This is a genomic window from Bacillus sp. FJAT-42376 (assembly GCF_003816055.1).
Taxonomy (GTDB): Bacteria; Bacillota; Bacilli; order Bacillales; family Bacillaceae; genus Metabacillus_B.
Genome location: NZ_CP033906.1, coordinates 3,176,440 through 3,188,872, shown reverse-complemented (window position 1 = coordinate 3,188,872; position 12,433 = coordinate 3,176,440). Strand labels below are relative to the sequence as shown.

Here is a 12,433-nt window from a genome sequence, read left to right as displayed (position 1 = left end):
AATACATCCAGATGGGGAGGATAAGGATGCCAACAGACAGAAAGAGATACGCAGTCAGAAGTTTAACGCTCATGATTCTTGCTTTTTTCATAATATGGAGCCCATTTCATGCGAGAGCTGCAGCGGACGATGTGGAATCAATCCAGATTGTTCCGGAGAAAGTGAAAGTGAAGACAGGTGAAAGGAAAAGGATCACCGTTTTAGCAAAAAAGGAAAATGGAAGCGCTATCATTGTGAGCGGGAGTTCTCTCAAGATAAAAGATCCTGAAATTGCTATACTGGATGGACAGGCAGTAAAAGGATTAAGCCCTGGAAAAACAGTGCTGACTGCCGAGTACAAAGGCATAAAGACTGAGGCGGTGGTTGAAGTGATACAAGATAATACCCAGTCGGTTTATCAGACGGTTATTGATTTGCCTGAACAAATTTTAACGGGAGCTTATACACCGGCCCCGATTTCAATATCTGCTTCCAGTGTGAAAAAAAGAGGAGCGGAAAACATCGATGTGCATCTATCCAAATTGTCCGGACCTGGTGATCTGATCGCGGTTCACCGAAGCGAAAGGGTTAAGGCGGTAAAGAATACAGGAGATTTGCTGACGGATATCGATTTAAAAAAAGACCATAGTGAAACACTGAAAACGGAATGGAGATTTTCCAAGGCAGGAACCTACACATTCAAAGTTGAGCTCACAAATCCGCATGGGGATGTCATTGCAGAGACCGTAAAAACTGCCGAAGTTCTCCCTTCCTTTCAAGATCTGGGTACTCAAATTGAAAAACTGCTGGCGATGAGAGGGGCCTTTGGAAAAGATGAGAACGGCCGCCCATCCGCCTATACGGTCTTGGCCGGACGGCCGGCACTGCTTGTTGTAACGGATGTAGAAACGGAACAAATCAAAAGGATTATCCCGCTTCCTGAAGCGGAAGCTGCATGGGCTGTAACGGTGGCGTCAGACGGGACGGTCTATGCCGGTTCTACCCCAAATGGGACACTGTATAAATATGTGCCGGGGAGCAGCGAGGCAGAAGTGCTGGGCAAACCTGTGCCGAAACAAACCGTTATTTGGGATTTGACAGCGGGAGAAAACGGGAAGGTATACGGAGGAACCTATTTTGACGGACACATCTTCGAATACGATCCGGCAAAGGGGTTTACGGATTTCGGGGAAATGGTGCCCGGGGAAGAATACGTAAGAAGTGTTGCCTATGATCCGGAAGAAAACGCGGTCTATGCAGGAGTGGGTGCACATGCTCATTTGATCAAATACAACATTAAAACCGGGGAGAAACGGAACGTTTTGCCTGAAAAGTACAAATCCTATATTTCCGTTTATGACCTTCAGATTCAGGGAGGAAAGCTGTTTATTAAGCTGGAACCCGAATTCAAGCTCGTCGTAGCCGATAAAAAAACGCTCGCAGTTGACTATGAAACGACAGCCCAGTCCAGAGGTGTCTCTCCATTGTCACCTGATGGGAAATCGGTATTTTACACATCATCTGGCATTCTCTATCAATATAACGTAGATTCAAAAACAGCATCCCCCGTGACATCCGGCGGAGCACCGGTGAATTTGGAGCAGCCGGTCATTGGATTCGGATTTCAGCCGCTCTCAGAGCCTCCATTCAGCGGTATAGCGCTTGTCGGCTTTACAGGAAATTATGAAGGCCGGTTTTTCAAGTATAATCTGGAGTCGGGTGCGCTGAAAAAAACGGTTCTGCCGCTTCCGCCCCAGCCTACTAATATTTATAATGTTCTCGGAGGCCCGGACGGGAAAATTTACAGCAGCGGATTCATAGGCGGTGACGTTGGAATTTATAATCCCCTGACCGGATTAACCAGGCAGGAGACAGGTCTCGGTCAGGTAGAGGGCATGGCCTCCATTGGAAGCAAGATGTATTTTGGGGTTTATCCAATGGCCAGAATTTATGAATACGATTCTTCGCTCCCTTGGAACCGCAGAACAAATATGAAATTTCTGTTTGACCTCCATGGGCCAAATGAACAAAACCGTCCTGTAGCAATGGACTCGATTCCTGAACGTGATGAAGTCTATATGGGTACTGTTCCGGATTACGGGAAGAACGGCGGAACCCTTTCTATTTATAACCGTTCGACCGGGAATCTGATGATCAACCGGAATATCGTTCCAAACCAGAGCATCGTATCTGTGAAAGCATCTAAAGGAAAGGTCTATGCAGGATCCAGTATTTTCGGAGGAACAGGCGCGGATCCCACAGAAAAAGAAGCAAGGCTCATTACATGGGACCCTGCATCATCAAGAGTAACAAATGAAATCGCTCCGGTTCCAGGAAAAGTATCTGTAAGCTACCTGCATGCGGATCAGGACGGAAAGATATGGGGAATTGCCCAGGATACATTGTTTATCTATGATCCTGTTCAGAACAAGACGATTTATCAGGAAGTAAAATTTCCCGGAGTCCGCAGTTACCGGGTGGGCGGAAATATGGAAGAAGGGCCAGACGGCGACTTATACGTAACCGTGGATCAGACCTTCTATAAAATCAGCAAAACGACGAAAGAAGTGACGCCTCTTAAGCAGAACGCCAAAAAGTTAGCGGAAGATTCAATGGGGAATTTTTATTTTGCACAAGGAGACGAGCTGTCTACTGGAAATAATATTTGGCGCTATACGATTGAAGATCCTGTTATTCGGGCAGAAGCGGTAGAGTTGAAAGCGGAAAGAATGTCCCTGTCAGAGGGTGAGGCCGTTAAACTTGAAGCTTCCGTCATTCCTGACTTTGCTACAAACAAAGAGATCCAGTGGTATTCCAGCAACAGCGGGGTGGCCAGTGTGGAACAGGATGGGACAGTAAAGGCCCTTTCATCGGGAGAGGCTGTTATTACCGCTGTTTTAAAAAATGGAACCAAGAGCGATGCGGTCACGATTCAGGTTGGAACTTAAAAGGGGACAGGGCTGTCTGAACAGTCCTGTAGAGAAAAGATAAACAAAACTAAAACCCCCTGAGTGCTTCGTGAATGAGCATCCAGGGGGCTTGTTTTAACATGTATTTCAGACCAATCCCAGCAGTGCTATTCGGAAGGTGCTTGATTTTGGCTGAGAGCACCGCCCGCCTAGGATAGCAAGCAGCCTGAAGAGGCAATCAGCAAAACAGACGGAAGATAAAAATAGAGAGAAGCTTAAAATCGGACTTATTGGAAAGCTCTTTCTCTTTTCCAGAAAAATGAAAAAGACATTGAATTTGTCAGTAAATTGTGATAATTTATGGGTAGATACATACTAAACAGCCATCTCGCATAACATTACATACAAGTGAAATACATGTATGCAAAGGGAGGAACGAATATGTCAGCGGGAGCATTTGAAGTGCTTGATATCAGCACACTCGTCGTTGGAGAAAAAGCTCAGGTTAAGTGGTTTCACAGCCCCGCTGGATTCAGCCCTCATATCAGCGTGGCAGCGCCTGAACTTCTTAAAATCTCCGACGGGCATCTGATTGCATTAAAAGAAGGAGAAACACACATGGATGTCAAAAGCAGCGATGCGACAGTGAGGAAAAAAATAAAAATTTTAGCTGCTGGAAAAAAAATAAATGTAAGCGCTTTAAATAAAAAACTGATTCATGTCGCCCCCCAATCAGAGAATGCAGCGTCTTTTCTTCAAATAGGTGAAAAGGCAATTAGCCTGGCAGAAGAATATCTGAAAGAGGAAGAGCTCCTTATTACATACGGAAAGGCATCCCATACGATGACAGTCTCAATCCCCATTCTTCAGCCGGAACAGCTGAACGATCCGCCTGGATATACGGAATACCCTTATTGGACGATGTTTTCAAGAAGAGTAGAAGAGAGGATTAAAGGATTGAGCATCGCATTCCAATTAACGGGACGGCAAAAATTTGCTGAAAAAATAAAAGAGTACTTATTGGGTCTTGCGGATTTTACCCGATGGTATGAATTTCCCCGCCGGGGTTCGGAAGGGAACTTGAGCAACGCCCATTTCCTGCTCGGAGTGGCTATTGGGTTTGATTCCATCCGACACCTGCTCGCCGAAGAGGAAGCAAGAGTAGTAAAAGAGGCCATTCTTACCCATGGAATCCGTCCCCTTGCTGCAGATCACAGTAATTTTGACCAGCACAATATTGTCTGTTCAAAACAATGCGCCCTGCTGATTGGATGTCTTGTTGTGTACGAAGATTTTCCTCACGTTGCTAAATTTATAGAAACCGCTTCCCGTTATCTGCAAATCTACCTTGATGGAAAATCCTCTGCTAGAGAAACCGAAGGCCTGCTTTATACGGCTGTAGCCGTTCAGCATATCTTACTGGCTGCTGATGCTCTTCGGAAAAAAACGGGTGATGACCGTTTAAGCAGCCATCTTTACTTCAAAAGAGTTCTGCCGGACCAGTTTTTCTGGCTGATGGGAGCAGGCGGTGTGCCGGAGTTTAGTAATTTCTCCGATTCGTTTAACAGACTGGAGCTTGCGGCACTGATGTATTTTCTGGCAAGCAGCAATAAGCATCCGGTGGCGAAATGGTACATTGAACGGTTTTGCCCCGACTCTTCAGAACAGCTCTTGTATCCTGAGCTTTCCATCAAGCCGCTGAGCCCTGATGATTTTTATAAAGGGACATATGGAAAAGTCTTTCAGTCTATTGGTCTTGGTGCGGTAAGAACCGGGTGGGGGGCAAATGACAGTGTCCTCTCTTTCACCTCAGGTCCCTCTGCAAGGGGGCATAACCACTTTGATCAAAATAGCTTTATCCTGAATGCAGGAGGGGAATGGCTGCTCACAGATCCAGGCTATCAGGATTATGTTCCCGGACCAGGAAATGAATTTACAAATCAGACAATCGGTCATAATACCGTCCTGGTTAACGGAGAAGGACAGAGTAAAAGGGGAGGAGGCTCAATTTTCGTATTGGAAGATAAGGAAGGCTGGCTTCGAATGAAAGGGGAAGCAGCCGAAAGCTATGAAGGGCGCCTTAAATTGTTCAGCCGTACCATTATTTTTTCTGACCGTCTTGGAATCTATATTATCTGGGATCAAGTTAAGAAAAGGAATGACACGGACAAAGTGTCGTATTTATTCCATACGAAATCCCGCCTGACGTCAAAAGGAGCCGAACTTCACATCCATGAATCATTGCCTGGGAAATCTTTTTTGATCGAAGGAGATCGCCATTCAGCGGAAGTACATTGGCCAAAAGAGGCGGTCCATGCCGTTCATAAAGTGTTTAAGGGAGCGGAAAAATACGGAACCTATATGGAAGTGGAAAGTGAGGAGAACAGCCTACTGACGATCATCCTTCCCGGAATTTCAAAACAAAAAAGCCCCTGCAGGATTAAATGGCTCCAGGAAGATCAAAAGCTGAAGATCTTTATGGATGAAGCCAGGGAGGAATGGCTTCTTAAACTCCCCGGAGAGGAAGAAAAAGCCCAAATTCAATATTTAGCAGATTCAAAGCTTATAAGAACGATCAATTTATAAAAGAGAGGGGGGGTTTCATGGGCGGCATAAGCGGAAAGCTGCTGGAACTGTGTGATTGGGGGGCCAGGCTCGCCTGGCTGAATATCCTTTGGCTGATGCATACATTCGCCGGCGGAATTTTCCTCGGTGTTTTTCCCGCAACAGCCGCAGCCCATCATACAATTCGTTCCATGTTTAAAGGCGAGGAGCAGAAAATCGGCAGCGTATTCCGTTCGTACTATCGGAAGGAATGGAAAAACGCAAATAAACTGGGTTACGTTACTTTTTCCATTGGAGCGGTTCTTTATATTGATTATAGTTTTTTCCGGATGTTCTCATCGATTTATGCACTTTTAGCCTCTTATTTATGTTTTATTATCTTCGTTCTATGGCTCTTTGGATGGGTTACTGTGTTCTCGCTGTATGTGAATTTCGAGATGAAGAGCTTAGCAGGATATTTGAAAAATGCGCTCTATCTTCTTCTTGGCTATCCGGCAACCTTTTTTCTGCTGACGGCCGGTTTGATCCTGATCGGAGCGGTTTTCTTCTTTATTCCGGGCCTTCTTCCATTCTATGCCGTATCAGTGCCGGTTTGTTTTATCGAGTGGGCGTGCGGAAGAAGATTTCACAGACTGCAGGCTTCAAGAGCGGGCTAGAACCTGTTCTGATGTATTGAATACAAGTTCTATACAGGTATACAAAGGAGAGATTTCATGGACAATCAGCCCGCTCATACTGAGGCCGTCCCTAAACTGAATGAAAAGCTTCCCGTTCGTAAAATCACAATGGCAGCAAAAGCAAAGCGGGCATTTGCAAAACAGCGATATTTGTATTTGCTGCTGCTTCCGGGATTGCTTTATTTCCTAATCTATAAATACATCCCCATGCTCGGCCTTGTTCTTGCCTTTAAGGATTACAATCCGTTTCAGGGGATTGTGGACAGTCCGTGGGTCGGCTTCGCTCATTTTCAAAAGATTTTTTCAAACAGTGACGTCATTCAAGTGATCTGGAATACGCTCAGTCTTTCATTCCTGCAGATTGTTTTTGCTTTCCCTGTTCCAATCATTCTCGCCATTATGCTGAACGAGGTGAGAAGCAAGGCGTTTAAACGGGTCGTGCAGTCTATTATCTATCTTCCCCATTTTTTATCGTGGGTGGTCGTGGTCGGGATTACGGTTATTTTCCTGCGCAGCGAAGGCCTGATCAACAGTATGCTGACAGCCGGCGGTCTGGATTCGATCCCGTTTCTGACAAACCCTGCCTTTTTCCAGCCGCTGATTGTTCTTCAGGTCATATGGAAAGAAGCAGGGTGGGGGACGATCATTTTTCTGGCTGCCTTATCCGGAATTAATCCGCAGCTGTATGAAGCCGCCATTATGGATGGAGCCGGCCGCCTGAAGCAAATATGGTACATCACGCTTCCGGCTCTGAAAAGCACCATCTTGATTTTGCTGATTTTAAGACTCGGCAACGTTTTAGACAGCGGGTTTGAGCAGATTTTCCTGATGCTGAATCCATTCAATATGGATGTCGGGAATGTATTGGATACCTTCGTGTACTTTAAAGGCATTCAGCAGGCAGACTATGGATTTGCAACAGCGGTCGGACTCTTTAAAGGAGCAGTCGGACTGATTCTTGTAGTCACAGCTAACCGGCTTGCCAAGCGATTCGGACAGGAAGGTCTTTACTAACGAATGAAAGGATGTGATGAAAATGCATCACCGATCACTGTCTGACCGGATTCTGGAAGGGTTCAATATGCTGGCGCTTGTTCTGATCGCAATCGTCATGGTTTTCCCCTTTCTCTATATATTCACGGTATCCTTCTCCTCTTTATCGGATTTTCTGAACAATGACTTTTTGCTTTGGCCAAAGGCTTGGGTAACGGATGCGTATGAATACATTCTCAGTTCTAATAATTTTGTACGATCGCTTGGAGTCACCATTTTCATTACGGTAGCAGGAACGATCGTTAACTTGTTTTTCACTTCTACGATGGCTTATGCCTTAGCGAGGCCCATTGCAGGTCAGAAATTTTTTATCATGTTTGTTCTATTTACCATTCTTTTCAGTGCCGGAATGATTCCGACCTATCTAGTGGTTAAAGCGACGGGACTGCTGAATTCGATTTGGTCGTTAATTATCCCGGTGGCCATCAGTCCATTCTATTTAATCGTGATGAGACAGTTTTTTATGAATATACCGGAAGAGCTTCATGATGCTGCATTGATTGACGGAGCCAATGAAGGACAGGTGTTCTGGAAAATTGTCCTGCCCCTCTCGAAGCCTGCCCTGGCCGCTTTTGGACTGTTTTATGCGGTTATGCACTGGAACAACTACTTTACCGGAATCCTCTACTTAAATGATCCGTCCATGTGGCCGATCCAAGTTGTTCTGAGGCAGATTGTCGTCATCAATGAACCGAATTCAGCACTGGGAAGTACGGCAGCGATGCTTGAAAGCCCGCCGCCTCCTGAAACCATTCAGATGGCAGCCATCTTGCTTGCCACACTGCCGATCTTGCTTGTGTATCCATTTCTGCAAAAGCATTTTGCTAAAGGGGTGATGCTTGGATCTGTTAAAGGATGAAGATGGCTGATGACAGTAAATTTATTGGGGTCAATTACGGCAAACGGAGGGATAGGGATGAAGAGAGCGAAAGGCTTCAGTCTTTTAATGGCAGGTATTCTGCTCGCAGGGGGATGTACATCCAATGATCCGGCATCAAAATCGGAAGAGAAAGATCCAAATAAGAAATATACAGTGACTGCGATTGATTATCGTTTTGGTGATCCGCCTCCAAAGGACGGAGAGGGACTGAAAATGATCAATGAAAAATTTAACGTAGATTATCAAGTGCAATTTGTTCCTCAGGCAGATTATCAGGAAAAGCTTTCGGCTGTTGTCGCATCAGGGGATGTTCCTGATATGGTTGGATTTGAAGCGGTGGACACGAGATATGGAAAGTGGGCCGGTCAAGGAGCCTTTTTACCGCTTGATTCCTACATTGATAAGTATGAAACGTTAAAAAATGTACCCGATCACATCTGGGAGTCGATGAAGGTAAACGGAAAAATCTATGGAATTCCGACCTATTATCCAGAGGCTGACCTGACTCCGATGATCCGCAAAGACTGGCTCGATAAGCTCGGCCTTGACATGCCGAAAAATTATGATGAACTAAAAAAAGTGGCCTTGGCTTTCACCAAAAATGATCCGGACGGAAATGGAAAAAATGATACGTACGGATTCGCAATGGGTGAAAAAATCAATCCCGATTTTGATATGGGGGCTTACTGGAATGCAGAGTCATGGCTCCATAAAGATAAAGACGGCAGCTATATTCCGGGAATCATCTCTGATGCGCGCAAAGAAATGATTCAGATGTTTGCTGACCTTTACAAAGAAAAAGCGATTACCCAGGATTATGCGGTCCTTACATGGCCGGATACCAATAAAGAATTTTTCTCCGGCAAAGCAGGGATATTTGTAGGAGCACCGAGAGGAATGTCTGAAGCCTATTTTCAGGGTCTGCTTGAGCTTCAGCCGAATGCTGAATTCGCCCCGCTGTATCCTTTTGCGGATCCGGACGGCAACACAGGCTATACGGCAACATCTGGCTATGGCGGCATTACAGCGCTCTCAGCCGATCTGGCAAAAGACCCGGGGAAAATCGAGAAAATCCTGGATATGATGGAGTTCGGCCGTACCTTCTATCCGCGTGAAGAGCGGACACCGGATAATAAAAATTTTGACTGGTGGTGGGGACATGAAGGATCCGGCTACAGCATGCAGGATGGAGCTGCGGTACTCGACCCCAACTTCGCAACAGAAGGGAAAACGCCATCTACTTATTATGTAGACAATGCCATGTGGCCGCCAAATGAAGAGGTAAATGAGTTTTATAAAGATTACAAAGTTGAAAAAGTATCCAATCTGGCAAAAGAGCTGGAAGAAATGCATAAAAGCACGAAGCATTATATGAATCCGGTAAACGGACTGGTTTCCGAGACGGCCCAGCAGAAAAAAGAAGAATTTGATCAGTTCCTTTTTGATGAACAGGCAAAAATGATTGCCGGCCAGCGTCCAATTTCCGATTGGGATAAGATGGTGGACGAATTTTTAAACATGGGCGGTCAAAAGATGATTGAAGAATACAACAAGCAGATTAAAGATAAGGATTACTGGAAGTAGGAAAACGGGGGCTGGGTTGGATTGATCCTGAGCCCCTTTTATTTTAAAAATACATGTATTTAACATGTGAAGGTGGAAATCGTGAAAGGATTAGATCTGCTGCAAGTGTTTACCGATTACAGGCCTGTTGATTTTCAGGATCTCTATGGATTTCCTATTCGCGAAACAAAAAGAAGAGTGTTTATCCATCAGAACCTTAAAACCTACTATTCTCAATTAACTGATGCTGCTCAGGATCAGCCGGTTCCGTCTGCGGCATTTAGACAGTGGAAAGAATTTTTCGAAACGGGAAATAGAACCGGTTTTGAGAAACGATATTTTCATAGACGGCTCATGCTTGGGACTGCTTATATCATGGCTGTTATGGAGGGGAAGGAGGAGCATGTAAAAGCACTTGAGGATATCGTTTGGGAGATTTGCAGTGAATGGTCGTGGTGTGTGCCTGCGCATATGAAAGAGCCGGTAAGACTCGCTAAAGAGCAGCTGTGTCCAGAGATTGACTTATTTTCTGCGGAAACCGCCCATTCTCTTTCTGAAATCCTTCTGATCCTTGGAGATAAGCTGGATGCGCTGGTGGCAGAAAGGATAAAAAGTGAAATAGACAGGCGGATTATCTCGCCGATGTGTGATCCTGCGTGTGCATACAATTGGGAGAAGAGGACGGATAATTGGTCCGGGGTGTGCGGTTCGTGTATAGGTATGACGGTTTTAATGATCGGCTCAGACAAGGAAAAACAAATCATTCTGCCAAGGATTGCCCGGTCACTCGATTATTTTTTGAAAGGCTACGGTGATGATGGATACTGCCTCGAAGGCTTAGCTTACTGGGAGTACGGTTTTGGCTATTTCATCTACTTTGCCCAGATGCTGAGAGCCTCTGCAGGGGTGGATTTGTTTCAGGAACGGAAAATCTCCAACATCGGCGCCTATTCTGATGCAGTGCTCATACAGCCAAACCATGCCTTCACGTATTCGGATTCCTCTAAGATGAAAATCCATCCAGGTATACAGACCTTCCTGAACCGGGAATTTCCTGATCGTTCAGGTTCGCCTCCATCGAAGCCTGAGTTGCAGGACGACCCGTGCTTCCGGTTCGGTCATATGACACGGAATCTATGGTGGCATCATCCTGATTCGGAATGGACTAAACATGCAGAGAGAATAACGACCTATTATCCATCCGCTATGACCGTGATCCATCATTCGGGAGAGTTTGCTTTTTATGCTAAAGGCGGAAAGAACGGGGAACCTCATAATCACAATGATCTCGGCTCATTTATGGTGCATGCATTCGGAGAGAATCTATTTGTGGATTTAGGTGCGGGAGTTTATACAGCAGGCTATTTTGGCAGGGAACGATACGAACACCTCCAACCCTCTTCCAAAAGCCACTCGGTTCCTGCTATTCAGGGGAAAGAACAAAAGCCAGGGAGCGAATCCGCAGCTGTTCTGATCAAGCAAGAAACCGGCCGTAAAAGCGCCTTTCTTTCAATGGATCTAACGAAAGCCTACGATGTGGAAGATCTGAGGTTTTTTAGCAGAAGCTTCCTGTGGAAGATCGGAAAATACGGTGCCGACCTGTCGATTGAAGATACATTCCAGACAAAAGGCATGATTCACGTCACGGAAAGGTGGATGGCTTCTGTTCAGCCCGAATGGGACGGCAGGTCAGCTGTTTGGGAAACAAAACGGGGTATCGCTATAGGGACACCGGATCAGCAGCCTGAAAGGATAAGAGTCGAAACCATTTCTTATCAGGAACATGATGGATCCGAAAAAACCTGCTGGATGTTCTATGCTGTTTACCGGGTGAATAAGGTTGAAAGGCTTACTTGGCATTTTGATTTCCGGCTGAAAGGATGAGAGGAGATGCTGAAGATATCGATGATCGGACTTGATACGTCCCATGCAGAAATTTTTGCCGATCTCATCATGAATCCGAAGAACCCTTTTTATATAGAAGGAGTTTCCATTATAAGCGCTTACCGTGGGGAGTCAGATGACTTTGCATTAAGTAAAAACAGGGTGGATTACTATACCTCTGTTTTGAGAGATCAGTTTCAGGTCGAGTTGGCAGAAACAGCGGAAGCAGCAGCAGCCAAGAGTGATGCGATTTGGATTACATCAGTAGACGGAAGGAAACATGAAGAGCTTTTTCGGAAAGTTTGTTCCTTCGGCGTCCCGGTTTTTATAGATAAACCTTTTTCTGTTTCTTCAGACTCTGCAAAAAGAATAGTGGATCTGGCCAAAAAGCGGAACGTCCCTTTGATGAGCAGCTCTTCTCTCCGATTCGGTGAGCCGCTTCAAGCTTTCCTGTCATCCGGGAAAGAGAAAATTTCCTATGCAGAATGTATAGGACCCCTTTCTTTTGAAGAGACACAGCCAGGGTATTTCTGGTATGGCATACATCTTGCCGAAATGCTCTATTCCCTATTGGGCCAAGGGTGTAAAAGTGTACAGACAGCCGTAAGAAGCGATATGGAAATGATTCTGTGCGAGTGGAGCGGGGGAAGAAAAGGACTCCTATGCGGGATAAAGAATAAACCGGCAGATTTTGAAGTAGTTGCTGCCGCCAAAGACAGGGAAGTGCGACTGAACTTGAGCAAAACGAAGAAGCCTTATTACGCATCCCTCCTTGAGAAAACCGTTGAATTCTCTAAAACCGGGATTCCGGTTCCGGAGAATGAGGAAACGCTTGAAATCATTCATTTCATTGAAGCAGTAAATAAAAGCCGGGAACGCGGCGGTGAAAAAGTGAAATTGCACTCCGATGATTAGAGAGAATT

Annotated in this window: 8 protein-coding genes; all 8 read left to right on the top strand. The window is 45.5% G+C overall.

Features of this window, described 5'->3' with window-relative positions; genetic code table 11:
* Positions 1-26 precede the first annotated feature (26 nt).
* The 8 genes from CEF21_RS16045 (at position 27) to CEF21_RS16010 (ending at position 12,425) form a co-directional block, all read left to right on the top strand.
* Positions 27-2,927 carry an Ig-like domain-containing protein gene (locus CEF21_RS16045; protein WP_164462220.1) on the top strand — a complete coding sequence of 967 codons (2,901 nt, stop codon included), beginning with the start codon at positions 27-29 and terminating at the stop codon, positions 2,925-2,927.
* 402 nt (positions 2,928-3,329) lie between these two features.
* Positions 3,330-5,474, top strand: a complete 2,145-nt coding sequence (locus CEF21_RS16040) for a heparinase II/III domain-containing protein (RefSeq protein ID WP_164462219.1) — start codon at positions 3,330-3,332, stop codon at positions 5,472-5,474.
* 17 nt (positions 5,475-5,491) lie between these two features.
* The gene (locus CEF21_RS16035) at positions 5,492-6,109 is read left to right on the top strand and encodes a YesL family protein (protein ID WP_123918095.1); all 618 of its coding nucleotides are present in this window, start codon (positions 5,492-5,494) and stop codon (positions 6,107-6,109) included.
* 129 nt (positions 6,110-6,238) lie between these two features.
* Positions 6,239-7,144 carry an ABC transporter permease gene (locus CEF21_RS16030; protein WP_123920313.1) on the top strand — a complete coding sequence of 302 codons (906 nt, stop codon included), beginning with the start codon at positions 6,239-6,241 and terminating at the stop codon, positions 7,142-7,144.
* Positions 7,145-7,166: 22 nt separating this feature from the next.
* The gene (locus CEF21_RS16025) at positions 7,167-8,042 is read left to right on the top strand and encodes a carbohydrate ABC transporter permease (protein ID WP_123918093.1); all 876 of its coding nucleotides are present in this window, start codon (positions 7,167-7,169) and stop codon (positions 8,040-8,042) included.
* 57 nt (positions 8,043-8,099) lie between these two features.
* Complete coding sequence (locus CEF21_RS16020; RefSeq protein WP_241156692.1) at positions 8,100-9,647, top strand: extracellular solute-binding protein; 1,548 nt, start codon at positions 8,100-8,102, stop codon at positions 9,645-9,647.
* Between the two features lie 81 nt (positions 9,648-9,728).
* Complete coding sequence (locus CEF21_RS16015; RefSeq protein WP_123918091.1) at positions 9,729-11,510, top strand: heparinase II/III domain-containing protein; 1,782 nt, start codon at positions 9,729-9,731, stop codon at positions 11,508-11,510.
* A gap of 6 nt (positions 11,511-11,516) precedes the next feature.
* Complete coding sequence (locus tag CEF21_RS16010; RefSeq protein ID WP_123918089.1) at positions 11,517-12,425, top strand: Gfo/Idh/MocA family oxidoreductase; 909 nt, start codon at positions 11,517-11,519, stop codon at positions 12,423-12,425.
* The last annotated feature ends 8 nt before the right edge of the window (positions 12,426-12,433 follow it).

What these genes read in the sequence shown, in the direction of transcription:
- CEF21_RS16045 (WP_164462220.1), top strand. Translation starts at nt 27, where the DNA reads ATGCCAACAGACAGAAAGAGATACGCAGTCAGAAGTTTAACGCTCATG.
- CEF21_RS16040 (WP_164462219.1), top strand. Translation starts at nt 3,330, where the DNA reads ATGTCAGCGGGAGCATTTGAAGTGCTTGATATCAGCACACTCGTCGTT.
- CEF21_RS16035 (WP_123918095.1), top strand. Translation starts at nt 5,492, where the DNA reads ATGGGCGGCATAAGCGGAAAGCTGCTGGAACTGTGTGATTGGGGGGCC.
- CEF21_RS16030 (WP_123920313.1), top strand. Translation starts at nt 6,239, where the DNA reads ATGGCAGCAAAAGCAAAGCGGGCATTTGCAAAACAGCGATATTTGTAT.
- CEF21_RS16025 (WP_123918093.1), top strand. Translation starts at nt 7,167, where the DNA reads ATGCATCACCGATCACTGTCTGACCGGATTCTGGAAGGGTTCAATATG.
- CEF21_RS16020 (WP_241156692.1), top strand. Translation starts at nt 8,100, where the DNA reads ATGAAGAGAGCGAAAGGCTTCAGTCTTTTAATGGCAGGTATTCTGCTC.
- CEF21_RS16010 (WP_123918089.1), top strand. Translation starts at nt 11,517, where the DNA reads ATGCTGAAGATATCGATGATCGGACTTGATACGTCCCATGCAGAAATT.